Origin of the sequence: Lentzea albida, assembly GCF_900111005.1 — a bacterium.
Classification (GTDB): Bacteria; Actinomycetota; Actinomycetes; order Mycobacteriales; family Pseudonocardiaceae; genus Lentzea; species Lentzea albida.
On the sequence record NZ_FOFV01000005.1, the window covers coordinates 186,296 to 209,803 of the forward strand.

Annotated in this window: 19 protein-coding genes; 11 read left to right on the plus strand and 8 right to left on the minus strand. The window is 69.4% G+C overall.

What is annotated here, in order from left to right:
• The first annotated feature begins 49 nt into the window (after positions 1-49).
• Entirely contained in the window at positions 50-787 is a 738-nt protein-coding gene (locus BMY74_RS15455; protein WP_089916234.1) for an NADPH-dependent F420 reductase, read from the plus strand.
• Positions 788-944: 157 nt separating this feature from the next.
• Here the strand turns inward: BMY74_RS15455 and BMY74_RS15460 are convergent, their stop codons facing one another.
• Both BMY74_RS15460 and BMY74_RS15465 read right to left on the minus strand, forming a co-directional pair.
• The gene (locus BMY74_RS15460; RefSeq protein WP_089916236.1) at positions 945-1,901 is read right to left on the minus strand and encodes an amidohydrolase family protein; all 957 of its coding nucleotides are present in this window, start codon (positions 1,899-1,901) and stop codon (positions 945-947) included.
• A gap of 11 nt (positions 1,902-1,912) precedes the next feature.
• On the minus strand, positions 1,913-3,136 hold the full coding sequence (locus BMY74_RS15465; RefSeq protein WP_218159636.1) for a multidrug effflux MFS transporter: 1,224 nt from the start codon (positions 3,134-3,136) through the stop codon (positions 1,913-1,915).
• A gap of 54 nt (positions 3,137-3,190) precedes the next feature.
• Here BMY74_RS15465 and BMY74_RS15470 point away from each other — a divergent pair, with 54 nt between their 5' ends.
• From BMY74_RS15470 to BMY74_RS15480, 3 genes are read left to right on the plus strand one after another with little or no spacing between them, the layout of a single operon-like run.
• Complete coding sequence (locus BMY74_RS15470; protein ID WP_089916240.1) at positions 3,191-3,667, plus strand: MarR family winged helix-turn-helix transcriptional regulator; 477 nt, start codon at positions 3,191-3,193, stop codon at positions 3,665-3,667.
• A gap of 34 nt (positions 3,668-3,701) precedes the next feature.
• Positions 3,702-4,679, plus strand: coding sequence for an esterase/lipase family protein (locus BMY74_RS15475; RefSeq protein ID WP_089916241.1), 978 nt, complete (start codon positions 3,702-3,704; stop codon positions 4,677-4,679).
• A 29-nt stretch (positions 4,680-4,708) separates the two neighbouring features.
• Entirely contained in the window at positions 4,709-5,077 is a 369-nt protein-coding gene (locus BMY74_RS15480; protein ID WP_089916243.1) for a MerR family transcriptional regulator, read from the plus strand.
• Between the two features lie 24 nt (positions 5,078-5,101).
• Here BMY74_RS15480 and BMY74_RS15485 read toward each other — a convergent pair whose 3' ends face one another.
• Positions 5,102-5,500 carry an MmcQ/YjbR family DNA-binding protein gene (locus BMY74_RS15485; RefSeq protein ID WP_089916247.1) on the minus strand — a complete coding sequence of 133 codons (399 nt, stop codon included), beginning with the start codon at positions 5,498-5,500 and terminating at the stop codon, positions 5,102-5,104.
• A 194-nt stretch (positions 5,501-5,694) separates the two neighbouring features.
• Here BMY74_RS15485 and BMY74_RS15490 point away from each other — a divergent pair, with 194 nt between their 5' ends.
• Positions 5,695-7,272 (plus strand): DUF8189 domain-containing protein, encoded by a 1,578-nt coding sequence (locus tag BMY74_RS15490; RefSeq protein WP_177229759.1) that lies wholly within the window; start codon positions 5,695-5,697, stop codon positions 7,270-7,272.
• 131 nt (positions 7,273-7,403) lie between these two features.
• Here BMY74_RS15490 and BMY74_RS15495 read toward each other — a convergent pair whose 3' ends face one another.
• Both BMY74_RS15495 and BMY74_RS15500 read right to left on the minus strand, forming a co-directional pair.
• Positions 7,404-11,171: a DNA gyrase subunit A gene (locus BMY74_RS15495; RefSeq protein ID WP_089916252.1), complete on the minus strand. Its 3,768-nt coding sequence runs from the start codon at positions 11,169-11,171 to the stop codon at positions 7,404-7,406.
• 31 nt (positions 11,172-11,202) lie between these two features.
• Complete coding sequence (locus BMY74_RS15500) at positions 11,203-13,254, minus strand: DNA gyrase/topoisomerase IV subunit B (protein ID WP_089916254.1); 2,052 nt, start codon at positions 13,252-13,254, stop codon at positions 11,203-11,205.
• Positions 13,255-13,685: 431 nt separating this feature from the next.
• On the opposite strand from BMY74_RS15500, the gene BMY74_RS15505 reads away from it, so the two are divergent.
• From BMY74_RS15505 to BMY74_RS15520, 4 genes are read left to right on the plus strand one after another with little or no spacing between them, the layout of a single operon-like run.
• The gene (locus BMY74_RS15505; protein ID WP_218159637.1) at positions 13,686-14,861 is read left to right on the plus strand and encodes a pyridoxal phosphate-dependent aminotransferase; all 1,176 of its coding nucleotides are present in this window, start codon (positions 13,686-13,688) and stop codon (positions 14,859-14,861) included.
• Positions 14,862-14,917: 56 nt separating this feature from the next.
• Positions 14,918-16,516, plus strand: coding sequence for a DUF4331 domain-containing protein (locus BMY74_RS15510; RefSeq protein WP_089916262.1), 1,599 nt, complete (start codon positions 14,918-14,920; stop codon positions 16,514-16,516).
• Positions 16,513-17,805, plus strand: a complete 1,293-nt coding sequence (locus BMY74_RS15515) for a tetratricopeptide repeat protein (protein ID WP_089916265.1) — start codon at positions 16,513-16,515, stop codon at positions 17,803-17,805. Before BMY74_RS15510 ends, BMY74_RS15515 begins: the two co-directional genes overlap by 4 nt.
• Positions 17,802-19,205 (plus strand): nickel/cobalt transporter, encoded by a 1,404-nt coding sequence (locus tag BMY74_RS15520; protein ID WP_245786143.1) that lies wholly within the window; start codon positions 17,802-17,804, stop codon positions 19,203-19,205. The genes BMY74_RS15515 and BMY74_RS15520 overlap by 4 nt, the downstream gene beginning before the upstream one ends.
• A 66-nt stretch (positions 19,206-19,271) precedes the next feature.
• On the opposite strand, the gene BMY74_RS15525 is transcribed toward BMY74_RS15520, so the two are convergent.
• Both BMY74_RS15525 and BMY74_RS15530 read right to left on the minus strand, forming a co-directional pair.
• Complete coding sequence (locus BMY74_RS15525; RefSeq protein WP_143091574.1) at positions 19,272-20,027, minus strand: anti-sigma factor family protein; 756 nt, start codon at positions 20,025-20,027, stop codon at positions 19,272-19,274.
• Between the two features lie 207 nt (positions 20,028-20,234).
• Positions 20,235-20,984, minus strand: coding sequence for a TetR/AcrR family transcriptional regulator (locus BMY74_RS15530; RefSeq protein ID WP_143091575.1), 750 nt, complete (start codon positions 20,982-20,984; stop codon positions 20,235-20,237).
• A gap of 101 nt (positions 20,985-21,085) precedes the next feature.
• On the opposite strand from BMY74_RS15530, the gene BMY74_RS15535 reads away from it, so the two are divergent.
• Positions 21,086-22,030, plus strand: a complete 945-nt coding sequence (locus BMY74_RS15535) for an ATP-binding cassette domain-containing protein (RefSeq protein ID WP_089916272.1) — start codon at positions 21,086-21,088, stop codon at positions 22,028-22,030.
• Entirely contained in the window at positions 22,027-22,815 is a 789-nt protein-coding gene (locus BMY74_RS15540) for an ABC transporter permease (RefSeq protein WP_089916274.1), read from the plus strand. The genes BMY74_RS15535 and BMY74_RS15540 overlap by 4 nt, the downstream gene beginning before the upstream one ends.
• Here BMY74_RS15540 and BMY74_RS15545 read toward each other — a convergent pair.
• On the minus strand, positions 22,732-23,472 hold the full coding sequence (locus BMY74_RS15545) for a lipopolysaccharide kinase InaA family protein (RefSeq protein ID WP_177229760.1): 741 nt from the start codon (positions 23,470-23,472) through the stop codon (positions 22,732-22,734). The two genes, BMY74_RS15540 and BMY74_RS15545, sit on opposite strands and share 84 nt — an antisense overlap.
• Positions 23,473-23,508: the final 36 nt, after the last annotated feature.

Here is a 23,508-nt window from a genome sequence, read left to right on the forward strand (position 1 = left end):
GGCGGCCGGGATGGGATGGCGGTGAGCCACAGGAAACGGAGACTTCGCAGTGAACACACCCGTTCTCGGCATCATCGGCACCGGCATGGTGGGCGCGGGCTTCGCCCGGCTCGCCACCGACGCCGGCCTCGACGTCGTGCTCGGCAACTCGCGCGGCCCGCAGTCGCTGACCGGCCTGGTCGCGGCGCTCGGCCGGCACGCGCGTGCCGCCACCCCGGCCGAGACCGCGCGGGCCGCCGACATCGTCGTCGTGGCAGTTCCTCTTGCCGCACATGAGGAACTGCCGCGCGCCGAGCTCGCCGGCAAGGTCGTGGTCGACCCGACCAACTACGTGCCCACGCTGCAGTGGCGCTCCCCCGAGCTGGACTCCGACGAGCTGACGTCCAGCGAGCTCGTGCAGCGCCACCTCGCCGAGTCCGCCGTCGTGAAGGCGCTGCACAACATCGGTCCGCGCCACCTGCTGGACCTGCACCGCCCGGCGGGCGCACCGGACCGCACGGCGTTGCCGGTGCACGGGGACGACGAGGCCGCGAAGAAGGCGGTGGCCGACCTGTTCGACGTGCTCGGGTTCGACACCGTGGACCTCGGCCCGCTGTCCGGGAGCTGGCGCAGCGAGCCGAACACCCCGCTCTACGCGTTCCCGTACGTCGGCGAGCCGCCCTCCGGTCTGTCCGTGCCCGAACTGGTCGCGTGGGTGCAGAACGCGCAGGGTGTCACCGTGCCCGCCGCGCGCGTCAGCGAGCTCGCCGCGGCGGCCGTGCGCGGGCCCGCCGGGTTCCGGTTTTAGTGGAGTGGCTCAGAACGTTGCCGGTGTATTCGTGCTCAGACGGGTGTCTCGCGGTGCCGCCCCCACATCCTCGTACTGGTTGTACGGGGGTGTGGGGGCGGTGCCGCGAGGCGCCCCGCTGAGCGTGGGTACGCCGCCCACGTTCTGAGTCACACCACTAGATGCCGAACAACGCCGACGCGTTGCCGGACTTGAACTTCTCCCGGTCGGCGTCCGACTCGAACTCGTCGAGGAAGGCGCTGATCCGCTCCCGCGAGGGGTGCTGGAACGGGTAGTCGGTGGAGAAGATCAGCCGGTCGGCGGTGGTCACCGACAGGGCGTGCCGCAGCAGTGCGGGGTTGAGCATGCCGGAGGTCGTGATGTGGAAGTTCGACCTCAGGTAGTCCGACACCGACCGCTCCAAGCCTGCGACGCGGGCGAGGCTGTCCGCGCGGTCGAGCCAGAACAGCAGCACCTCACCCCAGTGGCCGAGCACGACCTGGAGGCCGGGGTGGCGGTCGAACGTGCCGCGCAGGACCAACCGCAGCGCGGCGAGCCCGGCGTCGACGTGCCAGCCCCAGCCGAACGTCGCGAGGGCCAGGTCGGTCATCGGGTCGAAGCCGCGGTAGGAGGCGTCGCGCAGGGCGTCCGACGGCAGCTGCGGGTGCAGGAAAACGGGCTGCCGCAACGCTTCCGCGGCGGCGAAGAAGCCGTCGTACACGGGGTCGTCGAGCAGGAGGTCGCCCGAGCGGCCGTAGACCATGGTGCCCACGTGACCGAGGTCGGCGGCGCGCCTGAGCTCGTCGGCGACCTCGTGCGGCGCCGACATCGGCAACGTCGACAGCGCGCGGAACCTCGCCGGGTGGCGGGTCACGGCCTGCGCGGCGACGTCGTTCGCGAGGCGGCTGAGCCGGACCGCGTCCCCGGCGGGCAACGCCTGCGTGCCCGGCGGGGTCTGCGCGAGCACCGCGAGGTCGATGCCCTGCTCGTCCATGGTGGCGATGCGGCCTTCACCGAGGTCCCGCAGGCGTTCCTGGTGGTCGCCGAGGTCGTTGAACGCGAGGCTGTCGTCGCGCCCCGCCAGCGCCGCGGTGAGCTCGGGCAGGACCCAGTGCTCCTCGATCCCGATCAGCATCGTGGTCTCCCTCAGTTCGAGCCCGCGAGCGAACCGGCGGGCTCGGGAACGACGACATCGTTGTCCTGCTTCGTGATCAGCCGGGACGCGCAGACCGCGACGCCGGCGAGCACGGCGATGATGACCGCCATCGGCAGCGCGGAGTGCTCGCTGCCGACGCTCACGAGCGGCGAGACCGCCGCGCCGAGCCCGAACTGCGAGGCGCCCAGCACGGCCGATCCGGTGCCGGCCGCTCCGGGAACCGCGTCGAGGGCCAGCGCGGTGGCCGGGCCGAGGACGAACCCGAGCGACGCGACGGCGAAGAAGATCGGCACGATCAGCCAGGCGGCGCTGATCGGCAGCAGCGCGAGGACCAGCAGGACCACGGCCGCCGTGAACAACCAGGCGGTGCCGATCGCGAGGATCCTGCGCGGCTGGCTCCGGCGCAGCAGCCGCGACGCGAGCGCGTTGCTCGTGACGAGCCCCAGCGCGTTGAACGCGAACAGCAGGCCGTAGCCGACCGGACTCATGCCGATGACCACCTGGTACAGGAACGGCGACGCCGAGATGTAGGCCATCAGCACGGCGAACGAGAAGACGAACGTGGCCACGGCGGTGAGGTAGGCACGCCTGCCGAGCGCGCGGAAGCCGGTCGTCCTCCCGGCGCCGCGCCGTTCCCGCGGCAACGTCTCCGGCACGACGGTGGCCGAGCCCGCGAGCATCGCGACCGCCAGGCCGGCCAGGACCAGCAGCACGCCGCGCCACCCGATCCCGTCGACCACCAGGCTGCCGAGCAGCGGCGCGACCACCGGCGCCACCCCGCCCACGATCATCATGAGGCTGAACGCCCGCGCGGCGGCACGCCCGGTGGCGAGGTCGGCGATGACGGCCCGGCCGATCACCATGCCGGCCGCCGCGGTCAGCCCCTGGACCAGCCGGGCGGCCAGCAGGACCTCGATCGTGGGCGCGAGGGCGGCGAGCACGCTGACGCCCACGAACACCGCCGAGCCCACGAGCAACGGCCCGCGCCGGCCCCACCGGTCCGAGACCGGGCCGAAGACGAGCTGCCCCGCGGCCAGGCCCAGCAGGAACATCGTGAGCGTGAGCTGGATGGCCGTGTCACTGGTCTCGAGCTCGGTGGCCATGCGCGGGAACGCGGGCAGGTAGAGGTCGATGCCGAACGGGGCGACGCTCGCCAGCAGCGCGAGCACGAGCAGCAGCGGCACGGGGATGGTGCTGCGGGACGGCGCGTCCACCGCATCTCCTATCGGGTGATAGCTATCATCTGACAGGAAAAGTACCATGGTCGCGTGGACGAGGCCCAGAAGTCGCGGTTGTTCGAGCTAGCCGACCTCATCGCGGCGGTCGGCCGCCAGATCCACGCCTCCAAGGAGGGCATGACCACGGAGTCGTGGACGGCCCTCGACATCGCCGTGATGCGGTACATCGACCGCAACCCCGGCACCTCGGCCCGCGCCGCCGCCGACGCCACGCAGCAGATCTCCAGCAACTTCAGCCGAGCGCTGCGAGGCTTGGAGCGCAAGGGTTTCGTGCACCGCGAGACCGACCAGGAGGACGCCCGCCGCGTCCGCCTCTACCCCACAGCCCGCGCCCAGGAGAACCTGCGCCGGCTGCACGACCTGTGGAGCGACCTGCTCGACGGCGTGGTGTCCGACCAGGACGAGGTCGACGCGACGATCGCGACGCTGCGGCGCATGGAGGCGGGGCTCGCCGAGAAGGCGCGGAAGTGGCGCGACTCACCCGAACCCGCACCGCGAAAGGCTTGAATCTGACGTTGGTGTCAAATTCTAGCTTGGAGGAATGAGACTTCTGCTCGTCCTCGTGACCGCCCTGCTGGCCCTCTCGACGTCGGTCGCCTCCGCCTCGACAGACCCCTACGCCCCCGTGAACCGCCCCGGCCCGCGGCTCTCCGTGCCGATCGCCCAACTCGAAGCCGCCGTGAAGTGCACACCGTCGGCGTACGGCTCACGCCGCGAGGTCGCCCTCTTCGTCCCGGGCACCGGCGTCGAGCCCGACGAGGCGTTCTCCTGGAACTGGTTCCGCGCCCTCGACGCGATCGGCCACCCCTACTGCTCGGTCGCGCTGCCCGCGAGCTCGGTCGGCGACGTCCAGGTGTCCGCCGAGTACGTGGTGCACGCCATCAGGCACACCCGCGCGATCAGCCGCGGCAAGATCGCCGTGATCGGCCACAGCCAGGGCGGCGTCAGCTCGAGGTTCGCGCTGCGGTTCTGGCCGGACACCCGCGCGATGGTCGCCGACCACGTCGGACTCGCCGCCGTCAACCACGGCAGCGACCAGAACGACGCCCTGTACCCCAACGGCAACGGCCCCGCCTTCGCCCTGCAGCTGAAGAGGTCGGCGAAGTTCGTCGAGGCGGTGAACTCCCGGCAGGAGACCTTCCCCGGCATCGCCTACACGTCGCTGTCCACCGTCCACGACCAGTTCGTCACCCCCGCCGGCACGACAGACCTGCGCGGCGCCACCAACATCTCGCTCCAGGACGTCTGCCCGGAGAACAAGAGCGACCACATCACCATCGGCACCAGCGACAACCTCGCGTTCGCCCTCACCATGAACGCCATCACCCGCCGCGGCCCGGCCACCCCGGCGGACCTCCCGGCCTCCGTCTGCGGCCAGGACCTCATGCCCGGCGCCGACCCGACCACCGTCACCGCCGACCTGACCGCGTTCCTCGAGACCGCCATGGACCGCATCGCCGCAGCCCCGGTCTCGGTGGCGGAACCCGCGCTGAAGCCGCACGTGTTCGCCCGCGGCTAGTCTCGGAGGTCGACGATTCGGGGGCGAGCATGCGCATCGGTGACCTGTCGGCACGCACCGGGGCCAGCACCCGTGCCCTGCGGTACTACGAGGACCAGGGCCTGCTGACCAGCACCCGCAGCGCGGGCGGCCACCGCCGCTACACCGAGGCGGACGTCGACCGCGTGCGGTACCTGCAACGGCTCTACCTCGCGGGGCTGAGCAGCCAGACGATCCTCACCCTGCTCCCCTGGTGCCTGAGCACCCCCACGCCCGACAACACCGACGCCGCGTTCGCGCGCATGAGCGAGGAACGGGAGAAGCTCGACGCGCACATCGCCGAGCTCTCCCGCACCCGCGACTCGCTGGACGAACTGATCGCCGGCAACCGCGCGTTCCGCGAGTCGCACGCCTGGTGAGCCGACAGCCGACCGTCGTACCGCTCAGCCGACGAGCTTCGCCAGCTTCGCCGGGGCCAGCTTGCGGTAGCTCTCGGCCAGCAACTCCCCCACCTCCACCCAGTCGACGCCGGCCAGCACCTTCATGCCGACCACGTCGTGGCCCCACGCGGCCCGGAAGAACGGCTCGCCACTGACCAGGGCCTCCAGCTCCTCGGGCTGGGCGCGGAAGGTCATGATCACCGTGGGCTCGGTGAGCTCGGCCGCGCGGCTGTAGGCGCCGTCCTGGCCGGGGTGGGCCGTGAAGACGTGCACGAAGGTGCGGGCGCGGATCCGCCAGCGCGTGCCGACCCACGCCGGTTCCTCCCGGCTTTCCGGGAGGCCGGCGCAGATCTTGCGGAGCTCGCTCAGCACCTCGTCGGGCACGTCGGCGCGATCGGACATGGCACTCCCCTGGTCAGCCGTGGACCGTTCGCGCCCCCAGCACGATCACACGAACCGCCCAGCGGAAAATCCTATGCGAGCGTGGAAAAAGGACAACTTCGGGTCAGGTCTTTTCTTGACGTCACAACGCTTTACCGCGCTGCGACACCACAGGCATGGTCCAACAACGCAGACGTTTCGCTCTCTTAGCAGGGTTGTTCGCCCTCATCGCCGGGCTGCTGTGGCCGACACCGGCACAGGCGCTGGGAAACGACTACCCGTGGCCCAACGCGAACATGAACCAACTGTCACCGCTCCGGTTCTACTACAGGAACTGCACCGACTACGCCGCCTGGACGCTCAACGTCCAACTCGGTGGCTCCACGAGCAACATCCGCTTCGACTGGGGAAGCATCCAGGCGAACAACAGCGGGCACGCCCGCGACTGGCGGCAGGGCGCCCTCAACCGCGGCAAGCCCGTCAACGACACCCCGGCACGCGGCGCCGTCGCGTGGTGGGGCGCGAGCCAGGGCGGCGGGTTCGGGCACGTCGCCATCGTCGCCGAGGTGCTCAACGGCGGCAGCAGCGTCGTCGTCCACGAGTACAACCGAGCCAACACGGGTGTCTTCGGCACCCGCACGCTGAGCCGCTCGGCGGGCTGGCCCGAGGCGTTCCTGCACATCGCAGACATACCGGAACCACAGCCACAGCCCTCCTCGCGCCGCAGCAGCACGAACGTCGTCTTCGGTCCCAGCGGCTTCCTGGAGGTGTACGGCCGCAGCCCTGCCAACGATCTCGTGCACAAGTGGTACGTCCCCGGCACGGGCTGGCAACCGTCCCCGTACGGCGACTTCGAGCACCTCGGCACCGGCCTCGGCGGCGAACCGACCGCGATCCGCCGCCCCAGTGGCGTCCTGGACGTGTTCGCCCGCGGCACCAACGGCGACCTCCTGCACAAGTGGCTGGCCCCCGGCGCGGGATGGGGCCCGTCCCCGTACGGCGACTTCGAGCGCCTGGGCACCGGCCTCGCCGGCGATCCAATCGCGATCGTCCGCCCCAACGGTCTTCTGGACGTGTTCGCCCGCGGCACCAACGGCGACCTTCTGCACAAGTGGCTGACTCCAGACGCCGGCTGGCAACCTTCGCCGTTCGGCGACTTCGAACGGCTCGGCACCGGCCTGGGCGGTGATCCGGTCGCGGTCGTGCAGGCCAACGGCCAGTTGGACGTCTTCGCCCGAGGCACCAACGGAGACCTGCTGCACAAGTGGGCCACCCCCACCTCGGGCTGGCAGCCCTCACCGTTCGGCGACTTCGAACGACTCGGCACCGGCCTCGCGAGCGACGTCGCCGCGATACCGCTGGCGAACGGCCAGCTGCACGTCTTCGGCCGCGGCCCGACGGGCGACCTCATGCACAAGTGGACGTCGAGCACCGGCTGGCAGCCATCACCGTTCGGTGACTTCGAACGGCTCGGCGGCGGCCTCGCGAGCGAGCCGGTGGTGCTCCAGCAGGCCAACGGCCAGCTCGACGTGTTCGGCCGCGGCAACACGAACGAGCTCTGGCACAAGTGGCTGAGCCTCAACTCGGGCTGGCAGCCGTCGCCGTTCGGGGAGGCAGAACGGCTCGGCACCGGTCTCGCCGCCGAGCCGTCGCTGATCCAGCAGCCGAACGGCCAGCTCGACGTGTTCGGTCAAGGCACCGGAGGCGACCTCGTGCACAAGTGGGCACCGCCTGGAGCAGGATGGCAGCCATCTCCGTTCGGCGACTTCGAACACCTCGGCGCCGGATTCTGACCGAATTCTCCCCAGGGCCGTCCGCAGCGCTGACCAGCACACCGGGCAACAGTGAGGCGGGGTTCCGCAGCCACCGAACCCCGCCTCACCGCACCGAATTCGCCGCGAACGGCGAGACCACCCGTACTCACCTAGTCGCGTTCGACCAGGTGCCCGATCACGGTCGGGCCGGGGTGCGCGTGACCGGAGCCGTCCCGGCGCGGGTCCACCTCGGGCAGTTCCACCGGCGAGCCCTTGTCGTCCGCGCCCGCCGGGCGGGAGCCGATCCACGCGAGCACCAGGTGCGTCTCCCCCTTGAGGAAGCGCTGCGACCGCACACCACCCGTGGCGCGGCCCTTCGCCGGGTACTCGCTGAACGGCGTGACCTTGACGCTCTGCCCGGACGACGTGACGACCATCGGCTCGCCGTGCTCGTCGTCGTCCGTGCGGATGGCGCCGAAGAAGACCACACGCGCGTCGCCGCTCAGGTTGATGCCCGCCATGCCACCGCCCTTGAGGCCCTGGGGCCGCACGAGTTTGGCGTCGTAGCGCAGCAGCGACGAGTCGGAGCTGACGAACGCCAGCGTCTCGCTGCCGTCCGTGAGCCACGTGCAGCCGACGATCTCGTCGCCGTCCTTGAGCGAGATGACCTCGAACTCGTCCGACCGTACCGGCCACTCCGGCACGCACACCTTCACGGTGCCGAGCTTCGTGCCGAGCGCGATGCCGGGCGAGTCCTTCGGGTCGAGCGGCGCGATGCCGACGACCTTCTCACCCTTCTGCAACGGCACCAGTTCGCTCGCCGCCATGCCGCCGCGCAGCGAGACCGTGCCGCTCTGCTCGGGCAGCACCGGGAGCGGGAGCACGTCCGTCTTGAAGGCGCGGCCGAGGTTCGTGATGAGGACGACCTGGCCCCGCGCCGTGGAGTGCACCGTGGCCAGCACGGCGTCGTGCTTCACCCGGCCCGCACGCCGCTTGCCCTCGCTCACCTCCTCCGACTCCGCCGCGGTGCGCGCGACCAGACCCGTGGCGCTCAGGATCACCTGGCACGGGTCGTCCGCGACCTCCAGCGGGCCGGCGGGCTTGGACGCCGCCAGCACCTCCTTGAGGTCGCCGTCGATGAGGCTCGTCCTGCGCTCACCGCCGAGTTCCTTGGCCACGGCGGCCAGCTCGGTCGACACGAGCTTCTTGAGCACGGCCTCGTCGTCCAGGATCGCGCTCAGCTCGGCGATCTCCTGACGCAGCTTGTCCTGCTCGTTCTCGAGCTCGAGCTTGTCGTACTTGGTGAGGCGGCGCAGCGGCGTGTCGAGGATGTAGGAGGCCTGGATCTCCGACAGCTTGAACTGCTTCATCAGGCCGTCCTTGGCGGCCTGCGCGTTCTCGCTGCCCCGGATCAGCTTGATGACCTTGTCGATGTCCAGCAGGGCCTTCAGCAGACCCTCGACGAGGTGCAGCCGCTCCTCGCGCTTGCGGCGCCGGAACTTCGTGCGCCGCGTGACGACCTCGTAGCGGTGCTGCAGGAAGACCTCCAGCAGCTCCTTGAGGCCGAGCGTCTGCGGCTGCCCGTTCACCAGCACCAGGTTGTTGATGCCGAACGACTGCTCCATCGGCGTCAGCCGGTACAGGTCCGCGAGCAACGCCTGCGGGTTCACGCCGACCTTGCACTCGATGACGAGCCGGATGCCGTTCTCGCGGTCCGTGAGGTCCTTGACGTCCGCGATACCCGTGAGGCGCTTGGACTTGTTGACCTCGTCCGTGATCTTCTCGACGATCCGCTCGGACCCCACGCCGTACGGCAGCTCGGTGACCGTGATGGCCTGACGGCCGCGGGAGCCCTCCAGCGGGCCGATCTCGACCTTGGCGCGCATGCGCACCACACCGCGGCCGGTCTCGTACGCCTTCCGCACCTCGTCGAGGCCGAGCAGCATGCCGCCGGTCGGCAGGTCCGGCCCCGGCACGAACTCCATCAGCTTGTCGAGGTCGGCGTTCGGGTGCGTGATCAGCCACCGCGCCGCGCCCACGACCTCGCGCAGGTTGTGGGGGATCATGTTCGTGGCCATGCCGACCGCGATGCCGGACGTGCCGTTGACCAGCAGGTTCGGGAACGCCGCCGGGAGCACGCTCGGCTCTTCGAGCGAGCCGTCGTAGTTCGGGCGGAAGTCGACCGTGTCCTCGTTCAACTCGCCGACGAGGTGCATCGCCGCGTGCGACATGCGCGCTTCGGTGTTGTGGTTGACGAACCCGCCGGCAAGGAACGAGTGATCCTCCGAGACGACGCGAACCGAGTAGACCTCTGCCGGCTCGGCCGCCTCGACCGCGGTCACCGACTCGAAGCGGTACCCGGAGTCCATGATCGGCAGGATCGTCGCGAGGACCTCCGGGTCCTTGATCCGGTCGATGATCCTCAGGCGCTCGGTCTCCCATCGTTCGATGCGGTCGAAGTTGTGCTGGACCAGCCACTTCCGGCCGCTGCCACGACGGTCGAAGTCGAGCGCGTTCCGCACGTAGTCCGCGACGAACGGCACCGAGTCCTGGCTGAGCCGGTGCGGCCGCAGTGGCGAGTGCCGAAGCAGGTCCTTGAGCTTCGCCTGCTTGGTCTTGAGGAAACCGACCCGCTCGGCGAACGCCGTCACGTTGCGCAGCCCCGAAACCACCAGCCGGTGCTCCACCGAGCCACTCGGACGCGTGTAGCGGCGGTGCACGGCGATCACGCCGAACTCCGCGAGCAGTTCCTGCATCTCAGCGGTGAGCCGCTCGCTGTACGACGTGTACTGAACCGTAAAGCCGTCCTTCGCGACCCGACAGCCCCCATCGCCTTCGAAGGCCGCCATCAGGAATGCGCGCTTGACACCCCAACCACCGCGCCAGACGCACTCCGGAACGAACTTGTCCCGTGCCTGGTGGCCGATGAGCTCCGCCAGGGGACCCGCCCGGAACGCGTCCATGCCACCTGAGCTCTCCTGGACGTCGAGCTCCCAGATCTTCTTCCGGTCCCGGCGCGTCTCACGCTCACGGACATAGCGCTGGCCGCCGACCACCTGGTCATAGGCGTGCAGAACCTCGCGGAAGTAGTGATCGTCGGCGTTGTTGAACCCAGCCCTGCTCTCGGATGCCCACCCTTCCGAAACCCACGCGCCGGCGAGGACCCCGAGCACGTATTCCTGCGCGGTGGGGACGATCTGCGACCACGCGTTCCGGGCTACCGCGACGACCGCGCCCGGCTCGAGTTCGTCCAGGCGCCGCCACTGGAACAGGGGCACGCCCATTGGCGCCTCGAGACACAGCACCAGGTGGTTTTCGCTGCCGCGGACCGAGAAGCCCGACTTGGTCGTCATCCGGAGCGTGGGATGCACGCCGGAGTTGAAGACTTTGTCGACCTGGACAGCCTTGCCGTCCTTGTCGAGCACCTCGAAGTCGGCGTCCGCCTCGGAGTCCGCCGGCAGGTCGACGAGATCGCCGATGCGCACACTGGCCCCGTCAGCAAGCCGGATGCGGGTGTCCCCCACCACGCAGTACCGGCTCGCGGCCGGTCCGTCATCTGGTGACCCGAAGTTGCCGTGCCCGTCGATCAGCGGCTCGTTCAGGCTGAAGTCCTGTGCGAGCCGGACCAGTGCGTCGTAGATCGCGGTGTCACCGTGCGGGTGATAGCGGCCCATCGTGTCACCGACCACGCGCGACGACTTCACGTACGGCGATGTCGGCCGCTGCCCGTTGTCATGCATCGAGTACAGGATGCGGCGGTGCACCGGCTTGAGGCCGTCGCGCGCGTCCGGCAACGCCCGCGAGTGGATGACCGAGTACGCGTACTCCAGGTACGAGTCCTCGATCTCCGTCTTCAGCGAGTTGTCGAGCACCTGGGCGCCGGCCCGGTCGAAGGCGGCGGGGTCGACCTTGGTCGTGGGTCCCTTGCGGCGTGCCATGACTGTGTTCCAGCTCTTTCTGTCTGAAGGCTCAGAGGTCGATGGCCGACTGGTCGACCCGTGCGGCGGACTCGACGAGCCAGTTGCGGCGCGGCTCGACCTTCTCGCCCATCAGCAGTTCCAGTGCCTCTTCGGCCGCCTCGACGTCGGTCATCGTGATGCGGCGGACGGAGCGGGTGGACGGGTTCATCGTGGTCTCCCACAACTCGTCCGCGTCCATCTCGCCGAGGCCCTTGAACCGCGGCACCGGCGTGACGACCTGCTTGCCGGCCTTCTCGAGCCGCGCGACCGTCTGCTCCATCTGGCGTTGGGTGAAGGTGAAGTGCGTCTCGGGGTTGCGGCCGCGGGTCATGACCTTGTGCAACGGGGGCATCGCCGCGTACAGGCGGCCGTCCTCGATCACCGGGCGCATGTACTTGGCGAACAACGTGATCAGCAGCGTGCGGATGTGGCTGCCGTCGACGTCCGCGTCGGCCATCAGGATGACGCGGCCGTACCGCATCTGCGACAGCTCGAAGGTGCGGCCGGTGCCGGCGCCGAGGACCTGGACGATCGAGGCGATCTCGGCGTTGCGCAGCGTGTCGGCCAGGGAGGCCTTCTGGACGTTGAGGATCTTGCCGCGCAAGGGGAGCAGCGCCTGGTACTCGGAGACGCGGGCCATTCTGGCCGAGCCGAGGGCGCTGTCGCCTTCCACGAGAAAAAGCTCAGAACGCGAAACACCCGTGGTGCGGCAGTCGACCAGCTTGGCCGGCATCGCCGCGCCCTCGAGCGCCGTCTTCCGGCGCGCCGCGTCCTTCTGCTGCTTCTGCGTGAGCCGGACGCGGGAGGCGTCGACGACCTTCTGCAGGACGGTCTTGGCCTCCACCTTGGTCTTGCGGTCCTCGGTCCACGCGCGGACCTGCGCGTCGACGATGCCCTGCAGGACCTTGGTGATGCCGGCGGTGGAGAGCTCGTCCTTGGTCTGCGAGGTGAACTGCGGTTCGGGGATGCGGACGTGGATGACGGCCGTCATGCCCTCGAGCACGTCGTCCAGGGTCGGCATCTCCTCCTTGGGCTTCAGCAGGCCCCGGGTCTTGGAGATGGCGTCCTGCACGGCCTTCACGACGGCGCGGTCGAAGCCGCGGCGGTGGGTGCCGCCGTGCATGTTGCGGATGGTGTTGGTGAAGCACTCGACGGTGCGCTCGTAGCCGGTGCCCCAGCGCAGGGCCACCTCGACCTCGGCCTGACGCTCCACTTTGGACCGCATGACGCCGTTCTCGTCGGCGGCGTTCTCGAAGTAGGTGCCGGAGCCGGTGATGACCAGCGTGCCGGAGACGGCGCGGTCGCCTGCGGGGGCCAGGAAGTCGACCATGTCGGTGAGGCCGTTGGGGTAGTGGAAGACCTCTTCGGAGATCGAGTCTTCCAGAGCGGTCCGCAGCACGTAGGTGACTCCGGGGACGAGGAACGCCGTGTTGCGCATCTTCTGGCGGACGGTCTCCACGTCCAGTGCGGCGCCGTTCTCGAAGTAGCGGGCGTCGTACCAGTAGCGGGTGGAGGTGCCGGTCGACTCGTTGCGCTTCATCTTGCCGACGACGTTCAGGCCGGCCTGGCGGGTGAACTTCGCCTTGGGGCCGGGGCCGTCGAAGACGCCGGGGACGCCGTGGGCGAACGACATCGAGTGGACCTTGCCGCCGCGGCGGACCGTGACGTCGTAGCGGTGCGAGAGGGCGTTGACGGCGGAGGCGCCGACGCCGTGCAGGCCGCCGGAGGTCTTGTAGCCGGAGCCGCCGAACTTGCCGCCGGCGTGGAGCTTGGTCAGCACGAGTTCCACACCGGACAGACCGGACTTCGCGTGCACGTCGGTGGGGATGCCGCGGCCGTCGTCGTCGACCTGGACGCTGCCGTCGGCGTGCAGCGTGACGACGATCTTGGTCGCGTGGCCGGCGACGCCCTCGTCGGTGGAGTTGTCGACGATCTCGCTGAAGAGGTGGTTGATGCCCCTGCTGTCGGTCGACCCGATGTACATGCCCGGCCGTTTGCGCACGGCCTCGAGACCTTCCAGGTGGGTGAGGTCGTCGGCCCCGTACAGGGTCTCAGCGGTCACGGGTATTGCTCCCTGATTGTGTGCGGACTGCCAGCAGGGTATCTGCACCGACCGACAATTCTTCGCAGGACGCCCGTCATGGAAGTGCGAATCGCCCTGGTTGGTGCGTCACATCCGGTTCCGCACCCCTGCTGACCTGCGGAATCGGGTGAGTTCGACCCAAACGGGACCGCGTGCGCCACATCGCGCGCGAGCGGGACTCGAAGGCCGGGTACCCGAGCACGTGCGCGGCCAACCCGCGGGCTCGGATCAGCGCGGTTCGACAGTCCTTTGTGGACTCGACCGCGCCAGCCGGGCAGGTCGGGAGCGCGCACGGCGGAGGTTGCGCGCGAGACCGTTCCGAGACCTTCCCGCAACGGACCCGTGAACCGCTGTGAACGGCAGCACGTATGCCCCGGTGTCGGAAACGGACCGAGGGACGGAGTGATCGCGTGCGGCATGGTGTGGACTCGGGTCTCTTCCAGCAGACCGCGCACAGCCCGTCCTACTTCGAGCTGTCGCGAACGGGTGCGGGCGAGCTCGTGGACTTCTGCATCCCGTGCAACCCGTACTTCCCGACCCCGCAGATGTTCGAGGAGCTGTCGAAGAACCTCGAGGCGGTGCTGAAGTTCTACCCGAGCGACTCGACGAAGATCGCGGCGCAGCTGAGCAGCGTGCTGGGGCTCAACCCGGCCACGATCGCGATGTCGAACGGCAGCACCGAGCTCATCACGTGGATGGACCACATGTGGATCCACGAGAGCGTCGCGATCCCGATCCCGACCTTCGGCCGCTGGACCGACCAGCCGATGGAGAGCAACAAGCGCGTCGACATGTTCCTGCTCCAGGAGAGCAACAACTTCGAGCTGGACGTCGACGAGTACATCAAGTTCATCCGCGCCCGCGGTTCCAGGGTGGCCGTGATCTGCAACCCGAACAACCCCGACGGCGGCTACCTGCCGCGCAGGGAGATCGTCCGGTTCATGGACGAGCTGTCGGACCTGGACCTGGTCGTGATCGACGAGTCGTTCATCGACTTCGTCGAGGTCGAGCGCGTTCCGTCGGTCGCGGCCGAGGCGTCCATCCGGCCCAACGTGGTCGTGCTGAAGAGCCTCGGCAAGAACTTCGGCCTGCACGGCATCCGGTTCGGCTACCTGGTGGCGAACCCCGGTCTGGCCGGGAAGATGCGCCAGATCCTGCCGAAGTGGAACCTGAACTCCCTGGCGGAGACCGTCGTGTTCATGCTGGCCGAGCACGAGGCGGAGTACGCCGAGAGCCTGCGTCTGCTGTCACGGGACCGGTACCGGATGGGCATGGAGCTCTCACGCCTCCCGGACCTGACCGTCTACTCCTCGCAGGCCAACTTCCTGCTGGTCAAGCTCGGCGGTGGCATCGACGGCCGCGAGCTGCGGGACCACCTGCTGTCCCGCCACCAGGTCTTCATCCGCGAGTGCGGCAACAAGCTCGGCATGACCAGCAAGTTCGCGCGCCTGGTAGTGCGGCCGGAACACGACGTGGACCGGCTCGTCGAGGGCATCCGCGACTTCACCCAGGCGAGGTGGACGAACGACCACCCGTCGCATTCGAGCCATTCCAGCGAACCGTCGCTGTTGATGCACAGCGCCTGACGATCAGCGCCACACGAGACAGCGACCGAACCACTTCTCCGAAAGGTTGCCCAGAGATGTCATCACCGCACGCCCTCAGCGGTCGGCGCGGCCAGGTGGCTGCGGCCGCGCTGGTGGCCGCCACACTGCTGAACGCGGCCATGTTCGGCGGTACCGGCGCCACGGCGTCCTCGCACCGGGAGGCGCCCCTCATCGCGGGTGACCCGGCCGTGGACAACACGGACCTGTACGCGTTCGTGAGTCCCGACCACAAGGACACCGTGACGCTGGTCGGCAACTGGTCCGGCTTCCAGGAGCCGAACGGCGGCCCGAACTTCTTCCCGTGGGCCGAGGACGCGCAGTACGACTTCAACGTCGACAGCGACGGTGACGCGAAGCCGGACATCACGCTGCGCTTCACGTTCGAGACCGACGACCGGCGCAAGAACAACACGTTCCTGTACGCGAACGGTGTCGTGGACTCGCTCGACGACGAGAACCTGCTGTTCCGGCAGCGCTACGACCTGGAGGCGATCTACCAGAACGGCCAGAAGGTCAGGCTGGTGGACAACGCCCCGGTCGCGCCGTCGCCGAACGGCCCGGCGTCGATGCCTGACTTCAAGAAGCTGCGCGACCAGGCGGTCACGCAGATCGCCGGTGGCGGCAAGGTCTACGTGGGTCCGTCGGAGGACGCGTTCTTCGCCGACCTGCGGGTGTTCGACCTGCTCTACGGCGGCAACCTGAGCGAGGTCGGCCAGGACACGCTGCGCGGCTACAACGTCAACACGATCGCGATCCAGCTGCCGAAGAACGCGCTGGCGTTGCGCAACGACATGCACCGCAACCCGAACATCGGCGTCTGGAGCACCACGCAGCGCCGCACGTTGAAGCTCTCGCCCGGCAAGGCGGAGGCGGTCGGTGACTTCGTGCAGGTCTCGCGCCTGGGCAACCCGCTGGTCAACGAGGTCGTGGCCCCCGCGGGTCTCAAGGACGCGTTCAACGGCCTGCGCCCCGACCAGGACGCCGGTGTGAAGGAGCTCGTCGACCGGGTGGTGAACCCGGAGCTGCCGAAGCTCGTCGAGGCGATCTACAAGATCCCGGCGCCGCAGGGCCAGCGCGACGACCTGGCGGAGATCTTCCTGACGGGCATCACGAAGAAGCTCGGCGCGCAGATCAACGCGGACCTGAACTCGCAGGTGAACAACCAGGACGCGGACGCGCGGAGGTTCCGGCCGAGCGAGATGCTGCGGCTGAACATGATGATCGACCCGAACCCCAGCCCGAACCGCCTGGGTCTGCTCGCGGGTGACACGCAGGGCTTCCCGAACGGCCGCAGGCTGACCGACGACGTGGTGGACATCGCCGTGCAGGCGATGGAGGGTGCGGCGGCATCGGGCAAGCTCGTCGACGCGCTCGCCACGGGCGACAAGGTCGACGCGAACGACCAGCCGTTCGAGGCGAACTTCCCGTACGTCGGCCTGCCCCGCAACGGCACGGCGGTCAACGCGAGCGGCACCACGGCCGAGGTCGCGGTCAACCCGGTCGGCAAGATCGGGACCATCGACCCGATGGCCATGACGACGGCGGTCGGCTCGGCGATCGTGTTCGGTGGCGGTTTCCTCCTGTGGCGCAAGCGCCAGCAGCAGATCCGCAAGTACGGGTCGCACTCGAAGTGAAGTACCAGCAGAGGCAGGTCGTCGCGGTGGTTCTCCTGGTCACCGCGGCGGTCGCCCACCTAGCCGCCTCCGGTCCTGCCGACAGCAGGGCCGGGGGCGCGCCCCCTGTTCCGGCCGTGGCGCAGCAGAACCAGATGCACAAGGTGGTGCACCAGCTTCAGCAGCGGTTGCACGAGCTGCCGCAGGACAAGGACTCGTGGGCGAGGCTCGGTGCGTCCTATGTGGAGTTGGCACGGGTCACGGCCGACCCGGCGTACTACGCGAAGGCCGAAGGCGCATTGAAGAACGCGGGTGACACGGCGCTCGCCGCCGTCGGCATGGGCACGCTGGCCAACGCCCGCCACGACTTCCACGCGGCCCGCGACTGGGGCCTGAAGGCCGTCGCCGCCCAGCCCGCCTCCGCGGAGGCGCACGGCGTGCTGGCGGACGCGTTGACGCAGCTCGGCGACGACGCGGGCGCGCAGGACGCGGTGCAGAAGATGCTGGACCTCAAACCGAACACGGCGTCGTTCGCCCGTGCTTCCTTCCACTTCGAGCTCCACGGTGACGTCGACGGCGCGCGCGAGGCGATGCAACGCGCCCTGAAGGCCTCGACGACACCCGAGGAGATCGCGTTCTGCCGTTACCGGCTGGGCGAACTCGCGTTCGACCACAACCAGTTGGACGTTGCCGCTGAGCACTACGAGCAGGGACTGGCGGCGAGAGGAGACGACATGACTCTCACTCAAGGCATGGCCAAGGTCGCGGCGGCACGGGGCGACGTCCCGGTGGCGCTCGACTCGTACCGCAGGCTGGTGGCCCGCGCGCCCCTGCCGCAGTACCTGCAGGAGTACGCGGAGCTGCTGGAGGCCGGCGGCCGCGGTGACGAGGCCGCGAAGCAGTACGGCGTGCTCACCGAACAGCAGCGGCTGATGGAGTCCCAGGGTGCTTCCGACGATCTGGCCGCGGCCCTCCTCGCCGCCGACCGAGGTGATGGCATGCAGGCACTGCGCCGCGCGGAAGCCGAGTGGAGCCGCCGGCAGAGCGTCTTCGTGGCCGACGCGATGGCCTGGGCCCTGCACGTCAACGGACGCGACGCCGAGGCGTTGAGCTACTCCGACCGCGCCGTCTCGCTGGGCTGGCAGAACGCCACGTTCGCCTACCACCGCGGCATGATCCTGGCCGCGCTCGGCCGGGTCGCCGAGGCGCAGGAGGCGCTGGTGCGGGCGCTCACGCTGAACGCGAACTTCTCGCCGCTGCAGGCGTTGAAGGCGGGCCGCAAGCTCGCGGAGCTCCGAGGCGGCAGGTGAGCCTGTCCTCCTGGGTGGTGCGGCCCGTCCTCGTGGTCGCCCTGCTGCTGGCCGGGATCTTCTTCATCACCGGCGAGGCCTCCGCCCACCCGCTGGGCAACTTCAGCGTCAACCACTACCACGGGCTGCACCTGCACCCGGACCGGATCGACCTGAGGTCCGTGGTCGACGTCGCGGAGATCCCGACGCTGCAGGAGAACCTCAAGGCGCGCGACGCGGGTCAGTGGTGCGACGAGGTGTCCCGCACCGACCGCTCCACCGTCGACGGGCGGCGGATCTCCTGGACGCTCGCCGCCTCCACCAAGACCCATCCCGTCGGCCAGGCCGACCTCCCGACGACACGGCTGGTCTGCGAGTTCACCGCCAGGGTGGACCTGGACCGGCCCGCCAGGCTCGAGTTCTCGGACGAGTCGAACACCGACCGCGTCGGCTGGCGTGAGATCACCGCCGCCGGCACCGGCATCCGGATCGCCGGCTCGGCCGTGCCGACGGAGAGCATCAGCGACGAACTCCGGACGTACCCCGAGGACCTGCTCAGCAGCCCGCTGGACGTCCGTTCGGTCACGTTCACCGCCGAACCGGGCACCGGGTCCGAGCCGAAGCAGGCCACCGGCTCCCCCGTCCAGTCGTTCAGCGTCACGGCGGCCAGGCTCAACGACATCCTGGGCAGCGACGACCTCACGCCGTGGCTCGGATTCCTCGCCCTGTTGCTGTCGTTGGTGCTCGGCGCCTCGCACGCGGCGTTGCCCGGTCACGGCAAGACGCTCATCGCGGCCTATCTGGCCGGACGCCAGGGCACGCCGAAGGACGCGTTCATCGTCGGTGCGTCGGTCACGGCCACGCACACCGGTGGCGTGCTGGTCCTCGGCCTGGTCATCAGCGCCTCCAGCGCTCTCGCCGGTGAGGAGGTGCTGCGCTGGCTCGGTCTGGTCAGCGGGCTGCTGATCGCGGTGATCGGCGTGGTGCTGCTGCGCTCGGCCCTGTCGGCAAACCGCGAACCGGCGCTCGCCGGAGCCCTGACGGGACACGGCCACGGCCACGGCCACGGTCATGGACACGGGCACGGGCACGGGCACGGCCATGGGCACGGCTACAGCCGCGCGAGCCTCGTCGGCATGGGCGCGGCCAACGGACTGGTCCCCTCCCCGTCCGCGCTCGTCGTCCTCCTGGGCGCGATGGCGCTGGGCCGGACGTGGTTCGGCGTGCTGCTCGTGGTCGGCTACGGAATCGGCATGGCCGGCACGCTCACCGCGGTCGGACTGCTGCTCGTGAAGGCGCGGGAACGCGTCGAGAAAATCCTGGACGGCCGTGCCACCCGCCTGCTGTCGCATTACGCACCCGTCGGCACGGCCGTGACGGTGATCGTCGTCGGCGCGTGGCTGACATTGCAGGCCCTCTAATTACACCAATGCAACTCGAAGGGCCCGGATTCGGTCAGAATCCGGGCCCTTCGACTGTTTCCGCCCTTACAGGTTCGCCACCACGAACGTCTTGCCCTCGGCGTTCTCGACCGCGATCGACTTCACCTTGTCGGGCGAGACGCTGACCATGCCCCGCACCTTGGAGCCCTCGGCCGTCTGCTTGTCGGTCGTGGTCCAGGCGAACGCCTCGGTCTTCGTGCCGTCCGTGCCCACCACGACCAGCTTGCACTTCTGGGCGACGGGCAACCCGTTGACGTCCGCCGACACCAGGTAGCGGTCCTGCGACGACGGCGCGATCTCGGCCACCATCCTGATCCCGCCCGCCGTCCCCTCGCCCGTGCGGGTCGAGGCGACGCTGGTACCCGGCGCCTGGTTCTGCATGAACACCGCGGCACCCCCGAACGCGACCACCGCGGCTACTGCCGCGGCGGCGAGATAGCCCGGCCAGCGCCGGGGCTTGGCGTGCTGCGGTGGGGGGAGGTCCTCCACCGGCGGCGGACTGGCTCTCAGACGGGGGACGGCCTCCCGCTGCTGCGGGATGACCGACTCCTGCCTGATCTGCCGCAGCGTGCGCTGCAGCAGCAGGTCCGACGGCATGGGCAGGTCGTCCTCGAGCTCGTGCAGAAATGCCTCACGAGGCACGTCGTCAAGTGCTGTTCGGATCCGATGGAAGTCGGCGACCTGCGCACGGCAGGACGGACAGCCCCGGAGGTGCTGCTCCACGCCAAAGCTCTCGTTCGCGTCCAGAACGCCGAGCGCGTAGCAGCCAAGGGTGACCGCGTCGTGCGCGCCAGCTGTCATACGACCTCCTCGTCGTCCCGATTCGACCCCCGCGGCGAAACGGTGTCACAAGTGAAAACGGGCAGATAGGAGTGGTCGGTTCAGCCTTCGAACGAGTTCATTCTGATATCGCATAACAATGGCATTACGTGACCGCGCAACTACGGTTCACACCCTGCCTGAGCTGTGCTTTTCACTCGATCGGACGACTCAAGTCGTCTCACCTGACTACAAGCACGTAGATCGACGAACTGCCGGTCGCTCCTCGGCTTCGACGAACGCCACGAGGCCGTCCAGAACACGCGCGAGACCGAACTCGAACTCGTCCAGCGGGCGTTCGAAGCCGCCCGTGTTCCAGATGTGGGTCATCATCGGCAGCCGGTCCGGCGTGAAGTGCTCCCAGAGCGAGTCGGTGGTGCTCCACCACTCCTCGTCCGACACCCCGGTCTCGCGCTCGGCCTTCACCCGGTCCGCCATGGTCCGGCCGACGCCGTCGACGAAGTGGCTGACCGCGGTCACGACGGCGACGATCTCCTCGGGCGCCAGACCCAGCTCCGAGACCACGGCGAACGCGGCGTCCAGGCGCGTCATCGCCTGCGGGCCCGGCATCCGCCGCGAGGTCGTGAGCTGCAGCATCCACGGGTGCGCCCGGTACATCGCCCACATCTGCCGCGCGAAGAACTCCAGCCCGTCGCGCCACGGCCCCTTCGGCGTGTGCTCGGTCTCGCCCCACGCCGCGTCGACCATGAGGTCGAGCAGCTCGGACTTGCCGGGGACGTGCCGGTAGAGCGACATCGTCGTGAAGCCCAGCATTTCGGCGATCCGTCGCATCGTGAGCGCATCGACGCCCTCTGCGTCGGCCACCTTCATGGCCGCCTCGACGACCCGAGTCCTGCTCAGCGCGGCCCTCGGTTCACGTGATTCGTGAACATCCGGCTCCCACAGCAGCCGCACGCTCCGGTCACGATCGCTCTTCACCCAGCCCCCTCTTTCACACACTCCTTGCCTGTGAATCCTAGTGCCGTGTACAACGTACACCTGGTGTACAACGTAAGCAGTCAAGCCACGGGGGTGAAGTCGTGGGACACGCGGTGCTCGCGGAAGGCCTGCGCAAGAGGTTCGACGAGAAGTGGGCGCTCGACGGGTTCGACCTGGCCGTGCCCGCGGGAACGGTCTGCGGGCTGCTCGGCCCGAACGGCGCCGGCAAGACCACGGCGGTGCGCATCCTGGCCACGTTGCTGCGCCTGGACGGCGGCCGTGCCGAGGTCGCGGGCCACGACGTGGAGCGGGAGGCGCCCGCCGTGCGGCGTCAGGTGGCGCTGAACGGCCAGCAGTCCACGGTCGACGACGTGCTGACCGGCAGGGAGAACCTGGTGATGTGGGGCAGGCTCTACCACCTGTCCAGGAGGGAGGCCTCGGCCAGGGCGGACGAGCTGCTCGAGCAGTTCGGGCTCACCGACGCGGCGGACAAGCGGGCCAAGCACTACTCCGGCGGCATGCGGCGGCGCCTGGACCTGGCGTCGAGCTTCATCACGGCGCCGTCCGTGCTGTTCCTGGACGAGCCGACCACGGGCCTCGACCCGCGCAACCGCGGCGAGGTGTGGCGGGAGGTGAAGCGGGTCGTCGCGGACGGGACGACGGTCCTGCTCACGACGCAGTACCTGGACGAGGCCGACCAGCTCGCCGACCAGATCGTCGTGCTGGACACCGGCAGGGTCGCGGCGCAGGGGACGCCGGACCAGCTCAAGTCCCGGCTCGGCGGCGACCGGATCGAGGTCGTCGTCCGCGACGCGGGCGAGCTGCCGGTCGTCGCGGAGGTGCTCGGCGCCGGCGCCGAGGTGGACCACGACGCGTTCCGGGTGAGCGCGGCGGTGGCGGACAGGGTCGCGGCGCTGACGCGGGTGACGTCGGCACTGGCCGCCCGCGGGGTCGAGGCGGAGGACATCGCGTTGCGACGCCCCACGCTGGACGACGCGTTCCTCGCCATCACCGGGCACAAGGCCGTCACGGGGGTGCAGGCGTGAACGCGGTGCGGTACGCGGCGGTCGACTCGTGGATCGTCGCCAAGCGGGATCTGATCCACTGGGTGCGCGAACCGGTCAGGGTGTTCGCGAACCTCGCCTACCCGATCATCTCGGTGCTGATCTTCGGCCTGGTGTTCGGCAGCGCGATGAACGTCTTCGGCGGCGGTGACTACATCGAGTTCCTGCTGCCGGGCATGTTCGGCCAGACCATCGCGTTCGGTGTCGGCTCCACGCTGATGATGGTGTCGATGGACGCCGACCGGGGCGTCACGGACCGGTTCCGCGCCTCGCCGATGTCGCAGACCGGTGTGGTGGCCGGGCGCAGCATCGCGGACCTCGTGAACTCGTCGCTCGAACTGCTGGTGCTCGCGCTGTGCGGCCTGGTGATCGGCTGGTCGTTCCACGACGGGCTGTTCAACGCGCTCGTCGCGTTCGCGTTGTTCCTCTGGCTGCGGTTCGCGCTGGTGTGGATCGGCATCTACCTCGGCCTGCTGGTCAAGCCCGAGGCGGCGCAGGCGTCGTGGATGTTCCTGTTCCCGCTGACGATGTTCGCGAACACGTTCGTCTCGCCGGAGCTGATGCCCGGCTGGCTGCGGGTGGTCGCGGAGTGGAACCCGCTGTCGTCCACGGTGGCGGCGGCGCGGGAGCTCTTCGGCAACCCCGGCGTCGGCGGCGACTCGTGGGCCGCGCAGAACTCGCTGCTACTGGCCGTGCTGTGGCCCGCTGTGTTCGTGGCGATCTTCTGGCCGCTCTCGGTGCTGAAGTACCGCAACCTCAGCCGCTAGGTAGTCGGTCCGGAACTGGTCGGCGAGCCACCGCGCGAGCAGCCGCCGCCAGTTCCGGACCCTCGCCAGCTGCTCCGGCCTCAGCGTCGCGTCGGCCTCCCACTCCCGCCAGTCCTCGCTCGCGAGCCACCCGATGCAGCCCGCGATCCGGTGCGCGCGCAGCAGCTCCGGGTCGGGCTTCGAGCCGTACCCGCTCCAGAACGCCTGCGGCAGAACGGTTCCGTGCAGGTAGAGGTGTTCCTCGAACGCCGCGAGCTCGTCGAGCGGGTTGCCCTGGCCGGGGTTGTCCCAGTCGATCAGCGTCGCCTTCCCGCCGCCCACGATGATGTTGTGGAGGTTCACGTCGTTGTGCAGGAGGCCGACGCGGTGGACCCTGCGGAACGCCAGGCCGATGCTGCGCCAGACCTCTTCGGACACCGGCAGCGCGTCCGCGAGCGTGCGGCCCTCCACGTACTCGACCAGAACGTCGCCGCGGCCGTTGTGGGCGAGGACCTCGGGTGCGCCGGGGATCACGAACTTCGGCAGGTCGCGCGCGACCTTCGGCCTGCGCAGCACGGCTTTGCGGCCGTCGGCGAGCGTCACGAGGTGCAGGACGTTGGTGAGCCCCTCTCCTTGCAGGGGTTCGACGTGGACGGCGGTCCGCAACTGCGGGAACAACAACACCCACCTCCAAACGGTGTAACACAGGACACT